18 protein-coding genes, 2 tRNA genes and 2 pseudogenes are annotated in these 24901 nt (G+C 66.1%); 16 read left to right on the top strand and 6 right to left on the bottom strand.

Annotated elements, in window-relative coordinates; translation table 11 throughout:
- Positions 1-92: 92 nt before the first annotated feature.
- Entirely contained in the window at positions 93-2207 is a 2115-nt protein-coding gene (locus tag AC4D2R_RS10360) for a RecQ family ATP-dependent DNA helicase (RefSeq protein WP_490939912.1), read from the top strand.
- Positions 2208-2276: 69 nt separating this feature from the next.
- Here AC4D2R_RS10360 and AC4D2R_RS10355 read toward each other — a convergent pair.
- Together AC4D2R_RS10355 and AC4D2R_RS10350 are read right to left on the bottom strand one after the other, a co-directional pair.
- A tRNA-Ser gene (locus AC4D2R_RS10355) sits at positions 2277-2364 on the bottom strand.
- Between the two features lie 69 nt (positions 2365-2433).
- On the bottom strand, positions 2434-4521 hold the full coding sequence (locus tag AC4D2R_RS10350) for a prolyl oligopeptidase family serine peptidase (protein WP_490939911.1): 2088 nt from the start codon (positions 4519-4521) through the stop codon (positions 2434-2436).
- A 71-nt stretch (positions 4522-4592) separates the two neighbouring features.
- Here AC4D2R_RS10350 and AC4D2R_RS10345 point away from each other — a divergent pair, with 71 nt between their 5' ends.
- The gene (locus tag AC4D2R_RS10345) at positions 4593-6557 is read left to right on the top strand and encodes an FAD/NAD(P)-binding protein (RefSeq protein ID WP_490939910.1); all 1965 of its coding nucleotides are present in this window, start codon (positions 4593-4595) and stop codon (positions 6555-6557) included.
- 90 nt (positions 6558-6647) lie between these two features.
- Here AC4D2R_RS10345 and AC4D2R_RS10340 read toward each other — a convergent pair whose 3' ends face one another.
- Both AC4D2R_RS10340 and AC4D2R_RS10335 read right to left on the bottom strand, forming a co-directional pair.
- Positions 6648-11105, bottom strand: a complete 4458-nt coding sequence (locus AC4D2R_RS10340; RefSeq protein WP_490939909.1) for an ExeM/NucH family extracellular endonuclease — start codon at positions 11103-11105, stop codon at positions 6648-6650.
- Positions 11106-11384: 279 nt separating this feature from the next.
- Positions 11385-11472 (bottom strand) — tRNA-Ser (locus AC4D2R_RS10335).
- Between the two features lie 62 nt (positions 11473-11534).
- Between AC4D2R_RS10335 and AC4D2R_RS10330 the strand changes: the two genes are divergently transcribed.
- From AC4D2R_RS10330 to AC4D2R_RS10295, 8 genes are all read left to right on the top strand, one after another.
- Complete coding sequence (locus AC4D2R_RS10330; protein ID WP_490939908.1) at positions 11535-12527, top strand: NAD(P)H-quinone oxidoreductase; 993 nt, start codon at positions 11535-11537, stop codon at positions 12525-12527.
- 74 nt (positions 12528-12601) lie between these two features.
- On the top strand, positions 12602-12811 hold the full coding sequence (locus tag AC4D2R_RS10325) for a hypothetical protein (RefSeq protein WP_490902455.1): 210 nt from the start codon (positions 12602-12604) through the stop codon (positions 12809-12811).
- A gap of 197 nt (positions 12812-13008) precedes the next feature.
- Positions 13009-15285, top strand: a complete 2277-nt coding sequence (locus tag AC4D2R_RS10320; RefSeq protein WP_490939907.1) for a carbon starvation CstA family protein — start codon at positions 13009-13011, stop codon at positions 15283-15285.
- On the top strand, positions 15285-15494 hold the full coding sequence (locus AC4D2R_RS10315) for a YbdD/YjiX family protein (protein ID WP_490902453.1): 210 nt from the start codon (positions 15285-15287) through the stop codon (positions 15492-15494). The genes AC4D2R_RS10320 and AC4D2R_RS10315 overlap by 1 nt, the downstream gene beginning before the upstream one ends.
- Before the next feature lie 151 nt (positions 15495-15645).
- Positions 15646-16275, top strand: a complete 630-nt coding sequence (locus AC4D2R_RS10310) for a bacterial proteasome activator family protein (protein ID WP_490939906.1) — start codon at positions 15646-15648, stop codon at positions 16273-16275.
- 6 nt (positions 16276-16281) lie between these two features.
- Positions 16282-16731 carry a hypothetical protein gene (locus tag AC4D2R_RS10305; RefSeq protein WP_490902449.1) on the top strand — a complete coding sequence of 150 codons (450 nt, stop codon included), beginning with the start codon at positions 16282-16284 and terminating at the stop codon, positions 16729-16731.
- 72 nt (positions 16732-16803) lie between these two features.
- Positions 16804-17643 carry an aldo/keto reductase gene (locus tag AC4D2R_RS10300; RefSeq protein ID WP_490939905.1) on the top strand — a complete coding sequence of 280 codons (840 nt, stop codon included), beginning with the start codon at positions 16804-16806 and terminating at the stop codon, positions 17641-17643.
- Positions 17644-17655: 12 nt separating this feature from the next.
- Positions 17656-18654, top strand: a complete 999-nt coding sequence (locus AC4D2R_RS10295) for an acetylxylan esterase (protein WP_490939904.1) — start codon at positions 17656-17658, stop codon at positions 18652-18654.
- Between the two features lie 33 nt (positions 18655-18687).
- Here AC4D2R_RS10295 and AC4D2R_RS10290 read toward each other — a convergent pair whose 3' ends face one another.
- Positions 18688-19467 carry a helix-turn-helix domain-containing protein gene (locus tag AC4D2R_RS10290; protein WP_490939903.1) on the bottom strand — a complete coding sequence of 260 codons (780 nt, stop codon included), beginning with the start codon at positions 19465-19467 and terminating at the stop codon, positions 18688-18690.
- A 236-nt stretch (positions 19468-19703) separates the two neighbouring features.
- Positions 19704-20849 carry a tyrosine-type recombinase/integrase gene (locus tag AC4D2R_RS10285; protein ID WP_490939902.1) on the bottom strand — a complete coding sequence of 382 codons (1146 nt, stop codon included), beginning with the start codon at positions 20847-20849 and terminating at the stop codon, positions 19704-19706.
- Positions 20850-21112: 263 nt separating this feature from the next.
- Between AC4D2R_RS10285 and AC4D2R_RS10280 the strand changes: the two genes are divergently transcribed.
- From AC4D2R_RS10280 to AC4D2R_RS10255, 6 genes and pseudogenes are all read left to right on the top strand, one after another.
- Positions 21113-21337, top strand: a complete 225-nt coding sequence (locus AC4D2R_RS10280; RefSeq protein WP_490939901.1) for a helix-turn-helix domain-containing protein — start codon at positions 21113-21115, stop codon at positions 21335-21337.
- A 285-nt stretch (positions 21338-21622) separates the two neighbouring features.
- A pseudogene (locus tag AC4D2R_RS10275) lies at positions 21623-21829 on the top strand (IS110 family transposase); the annotation flags it as partial.
- A 49-nt stretch (positions 21830-21878) separates the two neighbouring features.
- Positions 21879-22109: pseudogene (locus AC4D2R_RS10270) on the top strand (IS110 family transposase); the annotation flags it as partial.
- A 202-nt stretch (positions 22110-22311) separates the two neighbouring features.
- Positions 22312-22848, top strand: a complete 537-nt coding sequence (locus tag AC4D2R_RS10265; protein ID WP_490939900.1) for a hypothetical protein — start codon at positions 22312-22314, stop codon at positions 22846-22848.
- 488 nt (positions 22849-23336) lie between these two features.
- Entirely contained in the window at positions 23337-23972 is a 636-nt protein-coding gene (locus AC4D2R_RS10260) for a hypothetical protein (protein WP_490939899.1), read from the top strand.
- A gap of 274 nt (positions 23973-24246) precedes the next feature.
- On the top strand, positions 24247-24549 hold the full coding sequence (locus AC4D2R_RS10255) for a hypothetical protein (protein WP_490939898.1): 303 nt from the start codon (positions 24247-24249) through the stop codon (positions 24547-24549).
- Positions 24550-24901: the final 352 nt, after the last annotated feature.

Genomic DNA, 24901 nt, shown 5'->3' with positions numbered 1-24901 from the left:
GGCCTTTGTCTCCCCCATTGTGCATGCCGTGGGATATCCCCAAAGGGGCCCCGGCCCGGAAAGAGGGGGTGCCGGCTGGGATACTGGGGTGCATGGCCGAGACAACCACCCTCAGTGATCAGGCAACAGCAATCCTCCGCACCCTCGTGGGCAGGGAGGACGCGCGTTTCCACGACGGGCAGTACGAGGCGATCGAAGCGCTGGTCGAGGGCGGTCGGCGCGCCCTCGTGGTGCAGCGGACCGGGTGGGGGAAATCGGCGGTGTACTTCGTCGCGAGCCTGCTGCTGCGCTCGCGCGGAGCGGGCCCAACCCTTATCGTTTCGCCGCTGCTGGCGCTGATGCGCGACCAGGTCGCCGCGGCCGCCCGCGCAGGGGTGCGGGCCGAGGCGATCAACTCGGCGAACCAGACCGAGTGGCAGGAAGTGACGGCTCGGCTTGAGGCAAACGAGGTCGACGTCCTGCTCGTCTCGCCGGAGCGCCTCAACAATCCCGCCTTCCGGGAACACCAGCTGCCGGAACTGATGCGCAGGACCGGCCTGCTGGTGATCGACGAAGCACACTGCATCTCCGACTGGGGTCACGACTTCCGCCCCGACTACCGGCGGCTGCGCGAACTTATCAGTTCCCTCCCTGCCGGGGTGCCGGTCCTCGCCACGACGGCCACGGCCAACGCCCGTGTCGTCCGCGACGTCGAGGAGCAGCTTGGCACAGGGGGCACCGACGTCTTCACCCTCCGGGGCAAGCTCGCCCGCGATTCGCTGCGCCTCGGGGTCCTCCGGCTGCCCAGCGCCCGCTCCCGGCTCGCCTGGCTGCTGACCCACCTCGACTCGCTGCCCGGCAGCGGCATCATCTACGCCCTAACCGTTTCGGCCGCTGAAGACACCGCGCGCCTGCTGCGCGAGCACGGGCATCCGGTGCGCGCCTATACCGGACGCACCGACCCTGCCGACCGCGAAGCGGCCGAGGCGGCACTCAAGGCCAACGAGGTCAAGGCGCTCATCGCGACAAGCGCGCTGGGCATGGGCTTCGACAAGCCCGACCTGGGGTTCGTTGTGCACCTCGGAGCGCCGTCGTCGCCGGTGGCCTACTACCAGCAGGTGGGCCGCGCCGGACGCGGCACGCCCAACGCCGACGTGCTGCTGCTTCCCGGCCCCGAGGACCGCGACATCTGGGAATACTTCGCCACCGCCTCGATGCCCTCCGAAGACGCCGCGCACCGCGTCCTCGAAGCCCTCGAACCCGGCACCGTCCTCTCCACCCCGGCGCTGGAGGCCCGGGTCAACCTGAAACGCTCGCCCCTTGAGCTCCTGCTCAAGGTCCTCGACGTCGACGGTGCCGTCCGCAAGGTCACCGGCGGGTGGGAGAGCACGGGAAATCCGTGGACCTACGACGCCGACCGCTACGGCCGGATCCGGAAGGCGCGCGTCGCCGAGCAGCGGGCGATGCTCGACTACGAGAACACGGCCGGCTGCCGCATGGAGTTCCTCGCTCACGCCCTCGACGATCCCGCCGCAGCCCCCTGCGGACGCTGTGACAACTGCGCCGGAGCGTGGTACTCCGACGACGTCGCCCAGGAAGCCTCCGACAGCGCCCAGCAGGCGCTGAGCCGGGTGGGCGTCGAGCTTGAACCGCGCGGCCAGTGGCCCTCGGGGATGGACAAGCTCGGCGTGCCGGTGAAGGGCAAGCTGAAGCCCGACGAGGTCTCGGCTCCGGGCAGGGCGCTGGCACGGATGACCGACCTTGGCTGGGGTTCGGTCCTGCGCGAACTGCTCGCCGAGACGGCGCCCGACGCACCCCTTGAGCCGAATGTCGTCGAGGCCTGCGTGAAGGTGCTGGCCCAGTGGAACTGGGAAACCCGGCCGGTCGCCGTCGTGTCGATGCCCTCGCGCCGGCGCCCGGCCCTGATCGCGTCCCTCGCCCAGGCCCTTGCCGGCATCGGCCGCATACCCCACCTCGGCGCCCTCAACCTTCCGCACGGGTGGCCGGAGGGGCAGCCGGGCGGGAACAGCGCGTTCCGGCTCGCCTCCGTGTGGGACCGCTTCCAGGTCCCCGAGGAGGGAGCGGCGTGGTTCGCCGCCAATCCGGGTCCGGTGCTGCTTGTCGATGATCTTGCCGACAGCCGGTGGACAATCACGGTCGCGGGAAGGGCGCTGCGCAAGGCGGGAGCGCAATCGGTGCTTCCCTTCACCCTGGCGCTGCGGGCCTGAGCCGTGCGTTGCGGATCTGTTCCGGACCCGCAACGCAAAAAGACCCCCTATCGCTAGGGGGTCTTGACGCGGAGACGGGGGGATTTGAACCCCCGGTAGGCTTTAGGCCCACACTTCATTAGCAGTGAAGCCCATTCGGCCGCTCTGGCACGTCTCCAATGGCTATTGCTAGCCACCCAAGGTTACCCAGAAGGGCACACAAGAGCAAAACCGTTGACGCCCCCGGTTACAGGACGCCGGTCAGCGCCTTCCACAGGAACTCGAAGGTCATCACGTGCATCCGCGCCGCCTGCCGGTTGTCGGAGGCACCGGCATGGCCGCCCTCGAGCGCCTCGTGGAACCAGACGTTCTTCACTCCCATCGCTTCCATGCGCGCCGCCATCTTCCGCGCCTGGACCGGCCCCACCCGGTCATCGCTCGTCGCGGTCCAGATCAGGGTCTTCGGGTAGGCGGCGCCCTTGCGCAGCAGATGGTACGGGGAGAACGTGCGGACGAACTCCCACTCTTCGGGCTTGTCCGGGTCACCGTACTCGGCGATCCAGGAGTAGCCCGCAGAGAGCTTGGTGTAGCGGCGCATGTCGAGCAGCGGGACACCGCAGGAGATCGCGCCGAAGAGCTCGGGATAGTTCGTCAGCATGTTCCCCACGAGGAGGCCGCCGTTGCTGCGCCCCGAAGCGGCAAGCAGCTCCGGGCGGGTGACGCCACGGGCCACGAGGTCTTCGGCGATCGCCGCGAAGTCCTCGAAGGCGCGGTGGCGGTTCTCCTGGAGCGCGGCCCTGTGCCAGCCCGGGCCGTACTCCCCGCCGCCGCGGATGTTCGCCAGGACGTAGACCCCGTGCCGGCCGTCCTCGGTGGTGCGATCGAGCCAGCCGCGCCCGATCACGCCGCTGTACGCGGGGGTCAGGGCGTGCTCGAAGCCGCCGTACCCGGACAGGAGCGTCGGGTTGCCGCCGTCGAGCCGCAGGTCCTTGGCCGCCACCTGGAAGTAGGGCACGCGCGTCCCGTCCTTGGAGACGGCGAAGTGCTGCTCCACCGCAAACCGGTCCTCGTCGAAGAAGGACGGAGCGGCCTTCACCGGGCCGCTCCCGGCACCGATCGTGCCCCGGTGCAGCGTCGACGGGGTCAGGAAACCGGTAGCGATCAGCCAGTAGTCGTCGCCGGCGTCCTCGTCTTCGTCGTCAACCGCATAGGCGTCGACGGTGGACAGGCCGGGGGCGCCAAGGGGGGAAGCGGACCAGCCGTCGGCCGGGTCGAGCACGAGGATCTCCGATGAGACATCGCGAAGGAGGTTTACCAGCAGGTAGTTCCGCGTCCAGCTCCAGGACTGGAGGGAGGTCGCCGGGTCCGGGGCGAAGATCGTGGTGAAGGCGCGGTCTCCGGCAAGGAAGGCCTCGAGCGGCATCACCAGGAGGGATCCGCCCTGGTGAACGGCACCGCCGACGGTCCAGTCGGTGCGCGGGCGCAAAGCGATCCACTCCCGATGGAGGGAAACGTCGACGTCGTCTGGCACGTCGAGCTGCACCCACGCGTCACCATTGCGCAGGTGGGTGCGCCGTGAATAGAAGTCGATCGTGTCGACCGCGATGTCGCGCTCGAAGCCGGGGGTGGAGTCGTGGACGACAACCGCCATCATGTGCTCTTCGGGAATCTCGAAGTACAGTGGGGCGTCTTCGAGGCTTTCGCCGCGGCGCACGGTACGGACGGTGCGGGGGTAGGAACTCGAGGTCATCGATCCCGGCCCGAAGTCGGTCGCGACGTGCAGGGCGTCGGGCCCGGCCCAGCTGATCCGGCTCTTCGCCGTGGGGATGTCGAAGCCGTCCGCCACGAAGGTAAGGGAGTCGACGTCGTACTCCCGGTACCGGGACGCGTCGCCGCCGTCGGGGGAGAGAGCCACGAGGGCCCGCCGGTACGGCTCGCCCTCGGGTGGGCGCAGGAACATCGACCCGCCCCAGACCCAGTCAACGCCTTCGGCCCTGCTGAGGGCGTCGACATCGAGCAGCACCTCCCATTCCGGTTCGGGTGAGCTGTAGCTGTCCCAGGTGGTGCGGCGCCAGAGCCCCTTCGGGTTGGCGGCGTCGCGCCAGAAGTTGTAGTAGTGGTTCCCGCGCTTGCCCACCAGGGGAATCCGCTCGGTGGAGTCGAGCACCGCGAGGATGTCCTGCTCGAGCTTAAGGAACTCCGGCGTGATGAGCTGGTCCTCGGTGACGGCGTTGTGCGACCGGACCCAGTCGAGCGGCTTGTCCCCGTAAATGTCTTCGAGCCAGAGGAATTCGTCGTCGGGGGCGTCCGAGTGCGGTGCCGGAGTGCTGTTCATTGGGCCATCCTATGCAGGCCCGGCCCGGCAGCGCGTGCAGGCGGTCCGTGCACGTTCGATAAGCTTGGCGGATGATCACCATGGAGGGCGCAGAGGTTGCCGTTATCGGCGGCGGGCCGCGCGGCACCTCCGTCGTGGAGCGGCTGATCGCCCGTTGGCGTGCCGAGCCGGTGCCCTCCGGCAAGCTCACCATCCACGTGATCGACCCGTTCCCGCCCGGGCCCGGCCATGTCTGGCGCACCGACCAGTCGCGGCTTTTCCTCATGAACACCCCCGCCCTTTACCCCACTGTGGTTCCCGTCCGCGGTGCCGCGCGCGAGGTCCCTGCCTCACGTGTCCCTTTCGACTTCGAGAAGTGGCGGACAGCGGCGGCCGCCGGAGCCATCGACGGCTTGACCGCCGATGAAACGGCCGAGGCCGCACGCCTCGGCAGCGCCGACTTCCCCAGCAGGGCCCTGTACGGCAGGTACCTCGCCTGGGTCTACGCGGCACTCGCGGCGGATCCGGGCGAGGGCGTGCGGGTGGTCCACCACGCCGATGAAGTGCTCGCGCTCACCCGGACCGGCCCGCGCTGGGACCTGACCCTCGGCGGGGGAACCCGGCTCAGCGCCGACGGCGTCGTCCTCGCCCTGGGGCACCTGCCGGCCCGGCTCAGCCCGGAACAGAGCGAACTCCAGGACGGCGCGGCCCTCCACGGACTCCAGTACTGGCCGCCGGCCGTTCCCGGCGACCTCGACTGGAAACGCCTTCCGGCCGGCAAGGACGTACTCGTCCGGGGGCTGGGACTTAACTTCTTCGACGTCATGATCCAGCTGTCCGAAGGCCGCGGCGGCAGGTTCACCGAGGGCCCCGACGGGCGCCTGACCTACATCCCGTCCGGGAAGGAACCGCGCCTCATCGCCGCCTCCCGCAGGGGTGTCCCCTACCGGGCGAAGGCCGTCATCGACTCGTACGTGCCGCGCAGCGTCACCCTCCGGTACTGCACCCTTGAGGCGCTTGGCGCTTTCACAGCCGCGGGCATCCAGCCCGGCTTCGACCACGACGTGTGGCCCCTGCTCCACCGCGACGTCATTGCCGCCTACTACTCCACGCTCGCGCGGGTGCAGCCCGAGCGGTTCCTGCGCCCCGCCCCCACCGTGCTCGCCGAGCTGCGCGCGGCCCTCGACATCCCCGGCCCCGGGTGGCAGGCGGCACTCGAGGCAGTCCTCGAAGGCGCGCTGCCCGTGACGCTGCGGCTCGACGTCGAGGCACTGGCCCAGCCGTTCGCGCGGCGGAGGTTCCCCGACAGCGCGGCGTTCACCGCCGCCGTCATCGACTACCTTGACGAAGACGCCGCAAGCTCCGCCCGCGGGGAGGACGATCCGCTGAAGATGGCCATCGGCGCCCTCAACGCGGGCCGTTCGGTGATCAAGCAGGTGGTGGCCGACGGCGGGCTGACCGATGCGGCCTGGGACGCCGAGCTGCGCGGCTGGTTCGAACCGCTCGTCGAGGGGCTCGCCAGCGGGCCGCCGCCGCTGCGGATCGCCCAGCTCGCCGCCCTGGCCCGGGCGGGGCTCGTCGAATTCGTTGGGTCGAACCCCAAGTTCGGAATCGACCCGGATGAGGGAATCTTCCGCGCGTCCTCGCCGTGGGTGGCGGGCACCGGTTTCATGGCGGGCTACCTCGTTGAGGCGATGATGCCGGCGAACCAGGTGGCAACGAGCCTGTCAGTGCTGCTCCGGCAGATGGTCGAGGAGGGCGTTGTGCGGCCGCGGCTGCGCATGGCCGAAGACGGCGTGCCGGTGCTCTCCGCCGGCCTCGACGTCACGCTGCCGCCGTACCGCCCCGTGAGCGGCACGGGTGAGCCTCAGGCCAACCTGTACGTGCTCGGCCTCCAGCTGGCGTCGGTGCAGTGGGGGACGGCGATCGCCGCCGAGGCCGGGGCTCCACTCGACGCGGGCGGACGCACCCTGCGCGACGCCGACGACATCGCCGCAGCGCTGCTCGCCTCGTTTCGGGCCCTGCAGCCCCGCGAAACCGCTGAACACCAGGCCTGACCCTCCCCAAATAGCAGATCACCACCCCACGGGCGTCCCGTGGGGTGGTGATCTGCGGACTCAACGTAACCGCTGAGGGATCAGGCCGGGTCAGCGCCTCCCGGGCGGGGTGCACTTCGGGCCGCCCGGCTTATCGGCGCCCTTCCCCGGTTTTTCCCCACCCTTGCCGTTTCCGTCACCGCAGACCGGAGGCTTGACGGCTCCCTGCTCGGCGGTGACGAAGAGCGTCACGGTGGTTCCGGACTCGGCGGCGGTGAGCACGATGCGCCCCGCGCCCGACGCCGTCGCAGGAACCGTCACGGTGACGGCGGCAGCCCCTGCGGCAACGGGAATTGTCCCAAGCTGCGTGGTTGTGCCGTCGCTTCCGACGTAGGCCGCGCTCAACGAGGTGTTGACCGGGCTGCCGAGGGAGGTCAGGTCCAGACGGGATACCCCGAAGGACACCGCTTCGCCGGCCCGCACCGCACTCGGTGCGTTCTCGACGACAACCCCGCGGCGGGCGAAGGACGGCGACACCGGGCTGTTGTCCTTCAGGTAGGAGATCCAGGCGTCGCGGTCGACGAGGCCGGAGTCCTTGACGCCGGTGCCCTGGGCGAAGACGGAGAAGTTGTCGCCGCCCTGGGCCAGGAAGCTGAACGTTCCGATCCGGTAGCCCCGGGCGGGATCGATCGGCTCGCCGTTGACGGTCACCGAGGTGATACGCGAACCGCGCTCCAGCGCCGGGTCGAAGGTGTAGCTCACATTCTTGGAGAGCCCCAGCGCGAGGAAAGAGCGCGAGCTCCCCTCGGGCTGCCACTGCTGCTCAAGGAGTTCCTTGACCTGCGCACCGGTCAGGGTGGTGGTCCACAGGTTGTTCACGAACGGGAGAACCGCGTTGGCTTCGGCGTAGGTGATCACCCCGTCGGGTCCGTAGTAGAGCTCGTTGCGAAGGCCTCCCGGGTTGGCGACGCCGATCTCCGCACCGCCGCGCTCGGGCGAGGAAAGGCTCGTCTTCAGCGAATCGGCAACCAGGTTGCCCAGCGTCGATTCGGAGGACCGGTCATCGCGGGTGGTTCCGGTGAATGCGGTGGTGATGTCGGCGGTCACCGATGCGACCGGCTGTCCGCCGATCACGGCTGCCTCCTTCAGCGCGGCGTCGACGATTGCCTTCACCTGGGCGACCCGGGGGTAGGCAGCGACGAGGGATTCGTTGCTGTCGGTGGTCCGGGGGACGTTCCGCGCCACGTAGGACTCGACGTCGCCCGTGGCGCTGTCGACCGTCAGCGTGATCTGGCCGATGAACTCGCCGTAGGATCCGGTCTGCAGGATCGGCCGGGTTTCCCCGGGGGCGCCGGGGATCGGTGCATCCCAGGCGTACTGCTTGTGCGTGTGCCCGGTGTAGATCGCGTCGACGAGTGGGGTGGTCAGGGTGACGATGTCGGCGAAGGTCCCGCCGGCGGCAACCTCCTCCTCGATCGTTCCGCCCTCGGCAACGCCGTCGCCGGCGCCGTCGTGGTACTCGGCAACGATGACGTCGGCAAGCCCGGCCGCCTCGATCTCCTTGGCCACCCGGTTGACTGCTTCAACCGGGTCGCCGAACTCAACGTTGGCGATGCCGGCCGGGCTGACGAGGGTTGCCGTGGATTCGGTGACGGCGCCGATGACGGCGACGTCGAGCCCGCCCACCTCCAGGAGGGCGTATTCCTCAAGCAGCGGATCCTCGGTGCCCTTGGCGTAGACGTTCGCCCCGAGGTAGGGGAACTTGGCCGTGTCGCTGACGCGTCCGGTGAGGTCGGCAAGGCCGCCGTCGAACTCGTGGTTTCCAACGGCCGAAGCACGCAGGTCAAGAGCGTTAAGCACGTCCAGCGTCGGCTTGTCCTGCTGCAGCGACGAGGCGAACAGCGAGGCGCCGATGTTGTCACCGGCCGAGAGGAACGCGGAGCTGCCCTCAGGGAAGTCGGCCTTGAGCTTCTCAACGGTTCCGGCGAAACGCACCGTGTTGGAGTCGATGCGCCCGTGGAAGTCGTTGATGTTCAGGAGGTTCAGCTCGGTGGTCGCGTCGGCGGCGTCGAGGTTCAGCCCCACGATCACCGGGTCGTGGTCGCTGGCCCGGTACGGGTCGGGGGAGTAGTAGTTGGTGATGTTGTTGTTGTAGCGGCTGTATTCGAGGGCGACTGACTCGCCGGCGTTGATGTTCCAGGTGTCCACCCCTGCCACGGTCGCATCGGCGGCCGGTGAGGCGAGGATGTGGTCGAGCGAGCCGCTCAGGCCGGAGAAGATGTACGAGTATTTGTCGGTCTTTTCGCCCTGGTTGAGGTAGCCGGCCTTGTAGAGGACCTGGAGGGGATCCTCGGCGGAGTAGGCGTTGAAGTCACCGGTCAGGAACACCTTGTCGGTTCCCGCCTCGGCCTTCATCCTATCGGCGAAGCCAACGAGGGCGGTGGCCTGCTGCACCCGGGCGGCGTTCCAGGCGCCCTGGCCGTCGCCGGTGTCGGCGTTCTCGCCGGTCTTGGGGTCGGAACCCTTCGACTTGAAGTGGTTGACGATGGCGAGGAAGCGGGTTTCCGCGCCGCCGCCGGGACGCTCGAACGCCTGCGCGAGGGGCTTGCGGGCGTTGGCGAAGGCCGTGTTGTCGTTGAGGATGACCGACTCGCCGACCGGGACGGCCGCTGCCTTCTTGTAGATGAACGCCGTGCGGATGACGTCTTCCTGCTCGAGGGCAGGCAGCGCGGCGGGCGAACGGACGTAATCCCAGACGCCGGGGCTGCGCTCGTTCAGCGCTGCTGTCAGCGTGGCGAGCGCGTTGTCGCGGTCCTTGCCGAACTTCGCTGAGTTCTCGATTTCGGCGAGGGTCACGACGTCGGCACCGAGAGCGGTGATCGCCGAGACGATCTTCGCCTCCTGCCGCTCGAAGTTCTCCGCGTTCGCGGCACCGCGGGCGTCGCACCCGCCGCGCACGGTGATCGGGTTGCCGGCGCGGTCGGTGTAGTAGGTGCACCCGGTGAGCTGGTCGCCGGTCGTCGGGAAGTAGTTAAGGACGTTGAATGAGGCGATCTTGAGGTTGCCTCCGACATTGGCGGGAGCGGCTGGGCGCCCGCCCGCAAAGGCGACCGGCTGCAGGGTTCCGGCGGTCGCCGGAGTCAGCTCACCGACCGGCTGGAACTTCCAGGCGCTGTTGCGGTAGTCAAGGACGACGGGCGAGGTGAAGGTGGCCGTCGAGCCCACCCGGACCGGCTGGTCCGGCGTGAGGTAGGGGAGGGGCTTGTTCCGGTTGGCGTCGTTGAGGAAGTTGGTCGTTGCGCCGTCGTCGAGCCGAACCGAACGTGCGGTGTTGTCGGCGGCCACTGCGGCGTTCTCGGGGGTGCCCGGGGGAGCGACTTCGGTGGGCTGCAGGAGCGGCTTAGTGCCGGCCGCGAGCGTTACCTCGCCGTACTGGTTCAGCGAGTAGTTGTCGGCGACGCTGAAGGTGCCTTCGGGGGTCAGGAGCATACCCTCGAGCGCCTCACGGGCTTCTGCGGACGCCGGAAGGGGAAGGGACGGAGCCTTGACTTCCTCGGCGGGTTCGCTGAGCTTGGTCAGCGAACCCGCGGCGACGGTGATCTGGGTCAGGGAGAAGAACTCCCCGGCCGTCCCGGTCACCTCGACATGGTCGCCGACGGCGACAGAACCGACGGTGGCGGGGGAGAAGACGAACACTGCATCTGATGCGTCCTGGTCCGCGGCCGCGCCGGTGCCGGGGGTCTGGAGATAGAACCCTGCGAGACCGCCTGTGGGGTAGGCCGCCGTCACCTTGCCGCGGGTGGTGACAGTCTTCCCCTTGAACGGGGTTTCAGCCCCGGAACCCTGGATCTCGCGGATGACCACCGCCGGCACCGGTGCCGGAGGCTCGGTCGGCGGATCGGTGGGCGGGTCTGTGGGAGTTGCCGACGAGGCGGTGGGGGTGATCGTGCTGGAGAGCGCGAAGTCCGCCCGGTTGTTGTCGGCGTCGGCGCCGTTTGTGCGGTTCATCGACTTCTGGGTGCCGCCCGGCCCTGATGCGGCGGCGCCCTCAAAGGTGTTCGAGGTGCTGTAGCCCAGCAGGTCAGCCACGACGGCGTGCCCGACGACCGACTGCGTGGCCAGCGGGTTGACAGCGGTGCTCTGGCGGGCGAGCAGGATTGTCCCGGAACTCCCGCTGAAGTTGAGGTTCCCCACGACGTCTGGGGCGGGAAGGGGCGCTCCATGGGTAGAGTTGCTCGAACCCTGCACCAGGAAGTGGCCGCGGGCAGGGATGGTGCCGGTCAGGGGGGTGGTGCCCGTCGGGGCCGCCGTGCCCGTCGCAGACCGGTACTGGAGCGACCAGCCGTCGAGGTTCACGGCGGCGTCGGTGGGGTTGTAGAGCTCAATGAACTTGTTGCGGAACGGCGCTCCATCGCTGCCGCCCGTGACATAGGCCTCGTTGATCAGAACTGATGCTCCGGCGGCGGGGGTTGCTTCCTCCGCGGCCGCCGGGAGCGCTGCCCCCGGTGTGGCGAACATTCCTACCGCCAGCGCCGCGCTCAGCGCGCCTTTCCATGGCGAGTTTTTCATTCGGTCCGACTTTCAGTAATTCTGGCTGGGTACAGCCATGAGTGGGGGTCGGCCTTATTGGCCGGGTGGAGCTGCGCCAAGAATAAGTGACGCATGTGACATTCGTGGTTCGCGAGCAGTCAACCAGATCATCCTTAACTCCCGATGACGGCGAAGGGAAGAGCACGCGCCATCCCGCGCGGCTTTTTTCCGGGATCCTTGACAGAAGGAGGAGTGTGGGGGCCGATCGTGCTTAAACAGAAACGGCCCCGGCCGAAGCCGGAACCGTTTCTCAGGGAGCGGAAGGTAAGGGATTCGAACCCTTGAGACGGGGTAACCGCCCACTGGTTTTCAAGACCAGCTCCTTCGGCCGCTCGGACAACCTTCCCCTCAGTAGTCTTTCATGGTGAACCTGCTCCCCCCAAATCCCTTTGCGATCGGACACAGCCAGTGAAAGCCGTAGTGATCAGCCGTCCCGGGGGGCCCGAAAGCCTCGAACTGCGCGAGGTTCCCGATCCCGTGCCCGGCCCGGGGGAGGTGCTGATCGAGGTGGTTGCCGCCGGCCTGAACCGGGCCGACGTTCAGCAGCGCCGCGGCGTGTATCCGCCGCCTCCCGGCGCATCCGACTATCCGGGCCTTGAGGTCTCGGGCAGGGTGGCCGACCCGAACGGGTCAAGCTTTAGTGAGGGCGCCGCGGTCGTCGCACTCCTGGCCGGCGGGGGTTACGCCGAGCGGGTCGCCGTTCCGGCGGGTCAGGTCCTCGAGGCGCCCGGCGGCGTGAGCCTCGTCGAAGCCGCCGCCCTGCCCGAAGCCGCCGCCACTGTCTACTCCAACCTGTTCCTGACGGCCGGGCTGAAGGCCGGGGAGCGGGTGCTGATCCACGGAGGCGCGGGCGGGATCGGCACGATGGCGATACAGCTCTGCCGCGAGTTTGGTGCGGTTCCGCTGGTCACGGCGGGATCCGCCGGAAAACTGCGTCTCGCCGCATCGCTGGGGGCCGAGACGCTCATCAACTACCGCGACCAGGACTTCGTCGCCGAGGCTGTCTCGGCGACGGACGGGGCGGGTGTCGACGTGATCCTCGACGTCATCGGCGCCAAGTACCTGCAGCGCAACATCGAGGCGCTCGCCGACGGCGGGCGCCTGGTGGTCATCGGGCTGCAGGGCGGCGTGACGGCCGAACTCAACCTTGGTGCGCTCCTGGCCAAGCGTGCCTGGCTCACCGGCACGTTGCTGCGGCCACGTTCAATCAGCGAGAAGGCGCGGATCATGAGCGCCGTTCGGGAGCATGTGTGGCCACTCGTCGGCCAGGGCCGGGTGCGGCCCCTCGTGGACCGGACCTTCCCCCTTGCCGAGGCCGCGGCAGCGCACGCGTACTTCGACTCCGGGGACCACACGGGAAAGATCCTGCTCGCCGTCGAAGCGTCCCCCGCCGGTCCGTAAGTGTGCTTCCGAAAGCCCGTCAACCGTGGAAAGCTTGAGGCATCCGAACGGCATCCACGACGAGGAGGAACTCCGTGTCGAACCAGACCCCGGCAGATGAAAACGAGGACAACAAGGGCGGACTGTCCCAGGCGGCCGAAAGCCTGACCCAGAACCTTGCCGACCAGGTGCCCGACGGCATTGACAGTGGGCCGCACGACACCGCCAACGAGGGCGAAGATCCACGCACCCGGACCCACTCAAGCCTGAGCGAAGGCTCAAACGCCAACGACGACGACCGGTAGGTCCCACCGGTTGACCCTTGGCTCCCCGCCCGCACCACCGGGTGGGGGACGCACGGGCATGCCGGAGCGGCGTCGTTCGCCGCAGATCCACGGCCTTTCGGCGACTAAACCCCGGAGAAGGCCTTGAGATGTGACGCGCACCTCAGTACGTTGCTACCTTTCTGTGCATCACACCACTCGTATTCATAGGGAGCACCATGAGTGAGAAGCACAACGGGGCGCACGGGCACGAAGGAGTGCTCAAGACCGACCCCGACCTTCCGCCCACCGCAATCGACGCGGCGGTGGCTGACGCGGAGGACCGCCGGTGGACACCGGCCAAGATCGCCATCTGGGTAGGCATCGCACTGCTGGGCGGCATCGCCTGGGTGATGCTGGCCATCGTCCGGGGTGAGACAGTCAACGCCATCTGGTTCGTCTTCGCGGCTGTCTGCACCTACTTCATCGCCTACCGGTTCTACTCGAAGTTCATCGAGCGGAAGCTGCTCCAGCCCGACGACCGCCGGGCCACCCCCGCCGAGTACAAGGCCGACGGCAAGGACTACGTCGCCACCGACCGCCGCGTGCTCTACGGACACCACTTCGCCGCGATCGCCGGCGCCGGCCCGCTCGTCGGCCCGGTCCTCGCAGCCCAGATGGGCTACCTCCCCGGCACGCTCTGGATCATCTTCGGAGTGATCCTCGCCGGTGCGGTGCAGGACTACCTCGTTATGTTCTTCTCGATGCGGCGCGGCGGCCGCTCACTGGGCCAGATGGCCCGGGAGGAGCTTGGCGTCGTCGGCGGCACCGCGGCCCTCATCGCGACCCTGACGATCATGATCATCATCGTGGCCATCCTCGCCCTCGTCGTCGTCAATGCCCTCGGTGAGAGCCCGTGGGGCGTGTTCTCGGTCTCCATGACCATCCCCATTGCGCTGTTCATGGGCGTCTACCTGCGCTACCTGCGGCCGGGCAAGGTCACCGAGGTCTCACTGATCGGATTCGTCCTGCTGATGCTCGCCATCGTTGCCGGCGGCTGGATCGCCGAAACCGAGTGGGGCGTCGCGCTCTTCACCCTCGACCGCGTCACCATCGCCTGGGGCATCATCATCTACGGGTTCATCGCCGCCGTCCTGCCGGTCTGGCTGCTCCTTGCACCCCGCGACTACCTTTCGACGTTCATGAAGATCGGGACGATCGTGCTGCTGGCCGTGGCCATCATCATCACGCGTCCGGAAATCAGCGTGCCGGCTGTCAGCGAATTCGCTGCGACAGGCGCCGGCCCGGTCGTCCCCGGCCCGCTCTTCCCGTTCCTTTTCGTCACGATCGCCTGTGGTGCCCTCTCGGGCTTCCACGCACTGATCGCCTCAGGAACGACGCCGAAACTGATCGAGAAAGAACGCCAGACCCGCTTCATCGGGTACGGCGGAATGCTCATGGAGTCCTTCGTCGCGATCATGGCGCTCGTCGCGGCGCTCTCGATCGACCGCGGCATCTACTTCGCCATGAACTCCTCGGCGGCGGCAACCGGAGGCACGGTTGAGGGCGCTGTCGCCTTCGTCAACGGCCTCGGACTGACCGGCGTGAACCTCGCACCCGAGGCACTCACCCAGCTGGCCGGCAATGTCGGTGAGGAATCTGTTGTGTCACGCACCGGCGGCGCACCGACGCTCGCCGTCGGCATCGCCCAGATCATGCAGGGCCTGTTCGGCGGGTCCGGGGCGATGGCCTTCTGGTACCACTTCGCCATCATGTTCGAGGCGCTGTTCATCCTCACCGCAGTCGACGCCGGAACCCGCGTTGCGCGGTTCATGCTCCAGGACAGCATCGGCAACTTCATTCCGCGCTTCAAGGACACCTCCTGGCGGGTAGGGGCCTGGGTCTGCACAGCGATCATGGTCGCGGGCTGGGGGGCGATCCTGATCATGGGCGTCACCGACCCGCTGGGCGGCATCAACACCCTGTTCCCGCTGTTCGGCATCGCCAACCAGCTGCTCGCCGCCATCGCGCTTGCCGTCTGCATGGCCATCTGCGCGAAGAAGGGGGCCTTCAAATACCTGTGGATCCCCGCCCTTCCGCTGGCCTTCGCCGCCGTGGTGACCATCTCGGCGTCGTTCCTGAAGATCTTCTCCCCGGTGCCCGCCATCGGCTACTGGGCGCAACACAACGCGTTCAAGGACGCCCTTGCCGCCGGCGAGCAGAGCTTCGGCAACGCCCCGACGGTTGAGGCGATGGAGAAGGTGGTCACCAACACCTTCATCCAGGGCACCCTGTCCATCGTCTTCGTGACGCTGGCGATCATCGTGATCATCACGGCGATCCTCGCCACGATCAAGGCCTACCGCAACGGCGGAGGAACCAGCATGGAGGACCCCGCGGTTCCCTCACGCTCCTACGCACCGTCCGGCCTGATCGCCACTCCGGCGGAGAAGGATCTCGAACGGCAGTGGAACGCCCTTGAGCTCAATAAGCGCCCGGTGAGGTCGGGGCACTGATGAGCACGGCAACCGTCTTCGGCAAGGCGCGTGAAACCGCGCGCGAACTGGCCTGGCTGTTCAAGGGGGTCATGGGCGAAAACGCGTACCAGGCGTACCTTGAGCACCATGCTGCAACCCACAGCAGCAAGAAGCCAATGAGCGAGCGGGAGTTCTGGCGGGACAAAACCGACCGTCAGGACAGCAATCCCGAAGGCCGCTGCTGCTAGGGGCACCTCGGCATCCGGGCCGGCCGGAGATTTCCCACGGGGAGTCTCCGGCCGGTTCTTGCGTTAACGCGGCCCGGCGGGCCCGCCGCGCAGGTGCCCGTCGAACGTCACTTCCCGGTCGGGCAGGCGGCGGGCGTGAGAATATAGGCACATGAGTGAACAGCCAGGGAGCCCATCGGGCAGCGTTCCACCGCCTGCCGGGCCGATGCAGGAGGACGGCGGCCAGGAGACGACGCCGAAGGCCGGCGGCCCCGATGCAGCACCCGGGGCCCCTGAACAGGGCAGGCCGGCCACGCTCGCCGAACTCGTCGACCAGCCTGCGAAAGTCATGCGGATCGGCACGATGCTCAAGCAGCTCCTCGAGGAAGTGCGCTCGGCCCCGCTCGACGATGCCGGCCGCACACGCCTCGCCGAAATCCATGACCGGTCCCTGACCGAGCTTGAGGACGGCCTCGCGCCCGAACTGGTGAACGAACTCCGGCGCATCAATCTGCCCTTCAACGGGGACTCGGTGCCCACCGACGCCGAGCTGCGGGTGGCCCAGGCGCAGCTCGTTGGCTGGCTTGAAGGCCTGTTCCATGGCATCCAGACCGCCCTTGCCGCCCAGCAGATGGCAAACCAGCAGCTGGCCGCAAAGCTTCAACTCCGTCAGCTTCCGCCGGGGACGGTGATCGGCCCGGGCATCGTCGTCGGTGAGGATGGCGAACCCAAGCGCGTCGCCGCCCGGGGCCACGACGAAACACACCCACCGGATTCCCGCCGTCCCGGCCAGTACCTCTAGTACTACATGGCCTTTTTCGCAGCGGCCCGACAGGGCCGCCAGGATGACGCTGAGCTCGGTACAGGGGTGTGGCGGCGTGCCCATGACCGTTTCCGGCGGGGGCTCGACCGCTACCATCAGGTCCTTGAGGGCGTTGAGGACGACGAGCTGTACAACGAGCTCGTGGCCGTTGCCAACACCCTCGCCGAACTGCTGCCCCGGGTGCGCGCCGTGTGCGCGCTCGCCCACGCAAGCTGGCCCAGCGAGGGGCTCGACATTCCAGGGGGCGGCATCCAGGTGCACCGGGCGCTGTCCCGCGCCGGAAACACCCTCGCAACGACGGCTGAGGCCGCCGCCATGACCCGGCTCGACGGCGAACGCTGGGGGGTGGCGTCAGCGGGTCTCGAAAACGTGCGCAGGCGCGCGGCACTGGTGACCGAGGACGTGGTGGAGGCCGAGGCGCAGCTGCCCGGCTGACCGCCGGGGCGGGTTGAAACATCCGATGGTTGCCTTGCGAAATAAATCTCAAGTGTGCTTAGTTGTCCTGATATGACTACATCACCGAATCTGACCTTCAACGACGGCTCCACCATCCCGCAGCTCGGCTACGGCGTATGGCAGGTCGAGGACAATGTGGCCGAAGACGTGGTGGGCCAGGCGTTCAAGGCCGGCTACCGACACATCGACACCGCCAAGATCTACGGCAACGAGGCGGGCGTGGGCCGCGCCATCGCCTCATCGGAGCTGGAGCGGGACGAGCTATTCATCACGACAAAGCTGTGGAACAGCGACCAGGGGTACGACACCACCCTTCGCGCCTTCGATGAGTCGATGGACCGCCTCGGGCTCGAATCCCTCGACCTCTACCTCATCCACTGGCTGCAGCCCAAGCAGGGGAAGTACCTGGAGACGTGGAAGGCTTTCATCGAACTGCAGAAGCAGGGCCGCATCAAGAGCATCGGCGTCTCGAACTTCACAGTCGACACGCTGCAGGAACTCATCGACGCCACCGGAGTGACGCCGGTCATTAACCAGGTTGAGACCCATCCTTACTTCAACCAGCAGGAACTGCGCACCTTCGAGGAAGCCAACGGCATCCTGCACCAGTCGTACTCACCGCTGGGCTCCGGCAGGGGCCTGCTCGATGATCCGGTGCTGCAGGATATCGCCAAGCGGCGCAACGCCACCGCCGCCCAGGTTGTCCTTGCGTGGCATCTGGCCCTGGGCATGGTCGTCATCCCCAAGTCCGTGACCCTGTCCCGGATCGAGGAGAACTGGGCCTCGCTGGACCTCACGCTCGAGGACGAGGACATCCAGGCAATCAACGCCCTCGACAAGGGTGAAGCCGGCCGCTTCGGCGCCGACCCCACGATCGCCGACTTCCGCTAAGGACAAGCCTCCATGCCCCGCACCGACCTGCCGCTCGCCGAACTCGTGGGATACCGGCCGGCGGTGCGGGAGCCTGGGGATTTCGACGCATTCTGGGATCGGACCCTCAGTCAGGCGCGGGAGCACGACCTCGACGTCGCCGCCCGGGTGGTCGACACCCCGTACACGACGGTGACCGTCCGGGATGTCTCCTTCCGTGGCTTCGGCGGTGACCGTATCAGCGCCTGGCTCACCACCCCCGCCCAAGCCACGGGGCCGCTGCCGGCCGTCGTCGAATTCATCGGCTACAACGACGGCAGGGACCTGCCCGGGGAGAAGCTGCACTGGGCGAGCGCGGGCTATGCGCACCTGCTGGTTGACACCCGGGGGCAGGGCGCCGTCGCCGGCGGGCAGGGCTCGACACCGGACCCGCACGGCTCCGGGGCCAGCACCCCGGGCTTTATGACGCGCGGGATCGGAAGCCCGGAGTCGTACTACTACCGCAGGGTCTTCACCGACGCCGTGCGTGCCGTCGAAGCGGCCCGCGCGCTGCCGCAGGTCGACCCTGACACGGTCGCGGTGCACGGGGTCAGCCAGGGTGGAGGAATCTCCCTTGCGGTTGCCGGCCTGGTTCCGGACCTCGCGGCGGTCCTGCCCGACGTCCCTTTCCTGTGCCATTTCGAGAGGGCGCTGGAGATTTGCGAGACCGACCCGTTCTCCGAGATTGTCAGGTATCTCGCTGTGCACCGGGGAACGGCGGAGACGGCCCTCACCACGCTTTCATACTTCGACGCGGTCAACTTCGCCCGGCGGGCCGCAGCACCGGCGTTGTTCTCAGTGGCCCTGATGGATACAGTGTGCCCGCCGTCGACCGTCTATGCCGCGTTCAACTCCTACGCCGGGACGGTCAAGGAGATCATTGCCTACCCGTTCAACAACCACGAGGGCGGGCAGAGCCACCAGCGCCACGCCCAACGGCAGTGGCTGGCCGGCCAGCTGGGCCGGGACGAGGTGCGCCAGTCCGGGCCGTGAGGGCCCGTCCGGCTGCGGCGGAGGTCCCGTCGATCAGGTGCCGGCCGAGGCAAGAGCGGGAGCGGCGAGCAGCACGGGCAGCTGCCAGTCCCTCGCGGGCGCCAGCACGATGCCCACGCTGTGAAAGGCCGACGACGGCGTGATCACGACCGGCCCCGGCGCCCGTCCCAGGACGCTGTGCGGCGGAGCCAACTGCCCCACCGGATCCGCGGCACCCGGAACAGCGTAGGCGAGCACCCAGTACCTTCCGGCCGGAACGTTGAGGAACACGAACGTGTCGGTGCCATCAAGCAGGCATGCGGCGGCCGGCCGGCCGCGGGGAGACGGCGTCGCAAACAGGCCAACATATACCGCAGGGGTATGACCGACCGCCTCGGCAGCGGCGGGGAGCAGTTCAAGGGTTCCGGTCACCACGCCGCCGCCCGGGTGACGGGGCGGCAGATAGACAGGCCGGGGCGGGTGGTCGGCCAGGATGTGCGGCAGCACGCGGAAGCGGCCCGGGCTGAACCCGACATCCTCGGCAAACCTCCTGCTGAATGTACCAAGGGAGGTGAATCCCACCTCGAAGCAGATATCCACCACCGGTTCATCGGTTTCGAGGAGCAGCTTCTTGGCACGTGCGAACCGTGAGTTCGCAAGGTACCTGCCGGGCGGAATGCCGATGTACGACTCGAAGCGCCGGGCCAGGTGGAAGGGGCTGTAGCTAACGTGGTCGGCGATATCGGCGAGGGAAAGCGGCCCGCCGGCGTTCGACGTGATGAACCGTGCGGCGCGGACGGCAGTATGGTCAACCAGATCGGGTTCTTGTTCCACATCAACTCCCGGCACCGATCATCCCGCAAGCCGCCCTGACCGTAAAGGGCGGAGCGGGCGCGCCGCAGGCACACAGCTGGGAGCTGGAACCAGAAAACCCCCGGAATCCGCAGATTCCAGGGGTTTCGTTGAGCCTCCTGCCAGAGTCGAACTGGCGACCTTCTCATTACGAGTGAGAGCTATGTCCGTTGCAAGACATGGGAAGTGACTGCCTATGGTGACGGAAAAGTGACATTTTATTTGAAGTTGAGGCTGGCGAGCGCATCATCAAGGCGCTTCGCGCTGTCGTGGAGGTCATCGTCGAAAAGCCCGGCATAAGTGTCCAGTGTCATGGTTGCGGATGCATGTCCGGCAATCCTCTGCACGACCTTCACGTTCGCCCCGTTCTTGATTGCGAGGCTCACCGCCGTGTGACGGAGGCTGTGGAAGGTGGGCCGAGGAAAATTCTCCTGCCCCTCTGACGCCGCGGTGATGGCCGGCTTGTAGTGGCGGCGAGTGAACAAGCTGTTTCGGAGCCGATGGCCCCGCACGGAGCGGAAAATGAGCTCCCCGCTTGAGCGCCCGGCCATTGCGTCTGAGAGTCTGTGCGACAGACTTGCTGGGACTGGAACGACTCGGTTCTCGCCGCCCTTGGTCGGGCCAAGTAGGGCTTGACCACGAACCTCGGACCAAGCTTTCGTAACCGTGAGCTGCGGCCTATCGCCCAAGCGTACGTCCCCGATTGTAAGGGCGGTAATTTCCCCCCATCGCAGGCCGGTCAGCCCTGCCAAAATGATCAGTAACTCGTACTCCTTGGCATAACTCGCCACCCTCAGTAGCTGGGGAAGAGTCAGGTACACATGTTCGCTCTTCCTGCGCTTTTCAGGCACGTAGTCGGCTTCGCCAGTGACGTCTTTAGCCGGGTTGCTTGGAAGGTATTTCCTCTTGACCGCATGCCCCATGAGTCGACCAAAGGTCAGTGCGACGTCTCGTCGCGTCGCTGCTCCAGCGCCTCCCCCGTCCCTGCCTTTCAGGGTGGTGATCCAATCCGAGGTCGCCTCGTAGCTAACATTCGCAATCGGGGAATCCTCCCACCTGGGGGCGATGTAGTTTTCATACTGCCGTCGATAGTTGTCCACGGTTCTCAAGCTGGCGGGCCTGCGGCCCGTGGCGCCCACCGTCGCAATCCTTTCGATCCAATCCTCATACAGCGCGCGTACCGTCAGTTTTTGGGCAAGCTTCGGATTAATGTAGGTTCCCCCGCGCAGCGACTGTCGCGTCTTCGCGTCGAAGTCCTGGGCCTCGCTCTTTGTCGAAAATCGCTTCCGTCGACGCTTACCGTGAAGGTCGGTCCAGTCCACCACCCAGGGGCTCTTTGAGGAGCCTGTCCTTTTGATCGCCATGGACCCAAGATTATCCGGCTCCCCAAGACATTATTGAAGCGGCTCATGGGTCAGGTTTGTGCGTGCATAGGCTGGCCCCCGCTGCACTACCTGTATGGTGCTGTTGACGGGTTGAGGGAATTCGATTGAAGTTTTCCTTCACTTGGCCTATGCCACCGAGTTGAATACAAATTAACGAGAGAGTTGCGAGGGACTGACCTTTTGGGTCGTCTCCCTCGTGGCTCTTTTTCGTTGTCCGAAAAATGAACACGGATTGGGGCACCATGCCGACACGAGCTGAAAACATGATCGACGCAGCGACTGCGAGAGAAATCACGGGGGCAACGTGGCTCAACCGGGCCGAGGCCGCGACATATCTCGGCATAGCAGCAAAGACCTTGGCGGCACACGTGCGCGATGGCCCTCGATATGCCCGGTTCTTTGGGACCGTCCGGTACAACCTCGCCGAGTTGGACCGGTGGGCACTGCAGCAGACTGTTCCCCGATGAATGCCGACCAGTCGTACCCTTCGGGCGTGCCGTCTGACGTTTGCCGGTAATGCACCTATCAACATCCTCGCCTCTCGGTGAAAACGGCCCACCTGATGCACGCGCTGCCCCCGTTACCTTTTTCGTAGCCCTGGTCCTGTTGCAGGATGAGGGTGTGTTGGCCGGTCGGTTCCGGCATGGTTGCTGCCCCCAGTTGTAAATGATCCGGGGGGTGTTGTCACCGGGACCGGCTTGGCGGCAGCTGATCGCTGATAGAGGCACGACGAGGGGTCCTTCGTAACGTGGATGCGACACCTGCCGCCGCTGACCCGCCAGCACACGACCGTGACGGAGGAGGGAGCAGGCATGGCGGTGATCGTGGATCAGCAGGACGTGGAGGTGTTCATCGGTTTGGACGTCGGCAAGTCCGGCCACCACGCGGTGGCCCTGAACCGGGCGGGCAGGAGGCTGTTCGATAAAGCCCTGCCCAATGACGAAGCGAAGCTGCGCGAGATCTTCGCCGGGCTCGCCGGACACGGGAAGATCCTGCTAGTGGTGGACCAGCCGGCGCGGCAACAAGAAACTCAAACGCGCCCTGTTCCTCTCCGCGTTCGCGGCCCTGCACCACCCGCCCTCGCGGGCCTACTACGACCGCAAACGCGCCGAAGGCAAGCGCCACAACCAGGCCCTCATCGCCCTCGCCCGCCGACGCTCCGACGTCCTCTTCGCCATGCTCCGCGACGGAACCCTCTACCAGGACCCCCAACCACGCAACATGTCCCCAGCGGCTTGACGAAAACCATAGAGGCACCACCCCGGGGGACACAGCTGTCAATGAAGGTAATAGATCCCGCGTTGGTCAAGGGGGTGGGTGCTTGTAGTAGCCCGCTACGGACTAACCGGCTCACGTCCGCATGCACGTCTTGAATCCCGTCGTTCTGCAATAACTCGCCAACAAATCAATCCCATAAATCCTGGAAAGGGACCTGCCCGCCTTGACCGACACCTTGTCCCCGGACTTCTTCCGCCATCAGCAAGCAATGGTTCGAAGGACCGCGTTGCGACAGCACAAAGGTTCGAACATCTTCACTGCCGAGGATATTCAACAGGAAATTTGGCTCCATTTCGCAGAGAACTGGAAGTACGTGGCTGGGGCCTCAGAAGAGAACACGGAGCGCTTCGCCTACCGCGCAGCGGCGAGGTGGTGCCGGGATCAACGAGAAGCCTTCATGTATTTCAGCGGCTCAGCGATCTATTCCGGGCGAATGGTGGAGCGCATGCCCCGGATGGCCACTTGGATAGATCGCGACGGCAGTGCGCGGCCTGATGGGGAAGGTTTACTCAGTCTCGCATTTGATCGGGTCACCCAAACGTCTCAGCTCGCTATGGCGAAGAAGTTTCGACTCGGACACCCGCTGTCCAACGCTGAGCATAAGGCCGTAGAAAGGGGCGTTGAGAGGGTCACTAACCATCTGAACACATCCGTCCGCATGAATTGGATGGACGTAAGCGACGCTGCGGACGAAATCTGACTGCCGCACAGCCACACCTTCTTTCCGCAACCCTCCTTCCAAGGCCTTCGGGGCGTTCATCCTACTTGAGCCGGCTTGCCCAATGGCATACGCGCGGCCGAGTGTTGCGCTGGCGTCGCGGTTGCTAAACCGACGCCAGTCGACGTGGGCGGCCCCGCTCACAACGACCCATTCTGCCAATCGACCGCGTCTAGAGCTAAGCACGGGTATGCCGACGTGCTATCACGGAATGACCTAATCGGGGTCCTATTGACTCGTGAAATGCGGTAACCCCTCCTTCCCCGTTCTTCGGCGTCTTTACAAACGAGATGCCGGTGACACACCGGCGAAAATGCGAATCTGCGGCTATCGCCCTAAGCTGTCATTGCCCGACGCGTCGTGGGGCCAGTTGGAAGGCATCGGACAGGCTTATGGCAATGCACAGGGCGGGTCTACGAATACCTGTCACTATTGGCGCAATCGGAGCGATCTACTATGGCCTCCAAATCTTGAGCATCGCCCAAGGGAACATGACCACCGCCTTGGCGATCGCAGGCAATGTCGACTTCTTGACTACTGTTTCTGCGATGGTGATCAACGTAGTTCCAACTCTGGCGCTAGCGGCCGCGGTGTACGCATATATCCATGTCGCTCGAATGACCAGAGGGGCCGGGATGGAAGGCCAGATTCTAGTGATACTCATGACGGCGCTCGTCCTGGCCGGGTTCTACTACTCGTCGCTTTTCGTAGCAGGTATCAGCTTTTCACTCTTTGCCATGCACGCGACGTATCGGCTCGCCCAGAAGCGTAAGTGGAAGCGAAATTTTGGCTGGCTGAAATTCCGCTTCGATCTCGTACAACCCCTTCTGGTTTCCCTAATTACTCCCATATTTTTCCTCAGCCCCCCTTGGATATTCCCTGAGTCAGCGATCATCGACGGAACTGCGCAACAGATATATGTCGTGGCCGAGCGAGACGGCGACATCGTGTACCTCAAGGACCAACCACGGCTCCTTCATCGAACCGCCACCGGCAACGTGACGGAACGGCAAATCTGTGGAGGCGATTCACGAACCGTGTCGAGTCTTGTCGGGAAGTTGACCGGTGACGCCCAGTATCCGGACTGTCCTGTAGCCACTCAATAAGTAATGAGATTTTTGGCGGACCGATAGATCGTGGGCAACCCAAGGCCATCGTGCGATGGAAGCAGAGTGGCCTACGTTCGGCACCCTCTAAAGTCAGGCTTGAATAAGAGTAAGAGAGTGCTCGATAATTAACGGCTCGGGCAAGATAGATCCGCGCCCATTCTCGTCGCCGAGCGGCTGCCCGGCCTATCGCTCGGGTCTGATGGGCATCCCTGCGCAGTTGCGGTTTCGCAACTATGTTGACTATGTCTCAAGAGTGAGACACTGTTCGTTGGTGACCACTAAGATAAAGAGCTACCTTCTCGACGCAACCGCCGAACGCAGCGTGAGGGCAATGGCGGTGAAAGCAGGCCTAGAGCCAAGCACTCTCGCTAGACAGCTGGATGGTGCGATTAGGGCGGAGGCAGTTGTTTCTATCTGCCGCGCCTACCGAATTCGCCCCCTGGATGGCCTCGTTGCGATGGGCCTCATCACTGAGGCGGAAGCGGCGGGGCCAGCCGGTCAACGCTGGGCGCTGGAAGAGATTTCCGACAGGGAACTGACCGATGAGATTCTTCGGCGCCTGCGATCGGCATGAGCTTTCCATCCTGAGATCTCCGAGTACAGGTTCCGCATCGCGGCCGACATTTCTTGGGCCTGGGCGGACAGATGCGACCGACCTACCGTCATACTCCTGGTCGGCGTTAGCGGCGTCAGTGGATTCAGCATGCCAGCGTCTCTCGCGGCGTCAGCGGCGTCAGTGGATTCAGCATGCCAGCGTCTCTCGCGGCGTCAGCGGCGTCGGTGGATTCAGCATGCCAGCGTCTCTCGCGGCGTCAGCGGCGTCGGTGGATTCAGCATGCCAGCGTCTCTCGCGGCGTCAGCGGCGTCAGTGGATTCAGCATGCCAGCGTCTCTCGCGGCGTCAGCGGCGTCAGTGGATTCAGCATG

It is taken from the genome of Arthrobacter sp. TJ-217 (assembly GCF_058269255.1).
The sequence above is the reverse complement of the archived record's forward strand: the minus strand, read 5'-3'. Positions and strand labels throughout refer to the sequence as shown.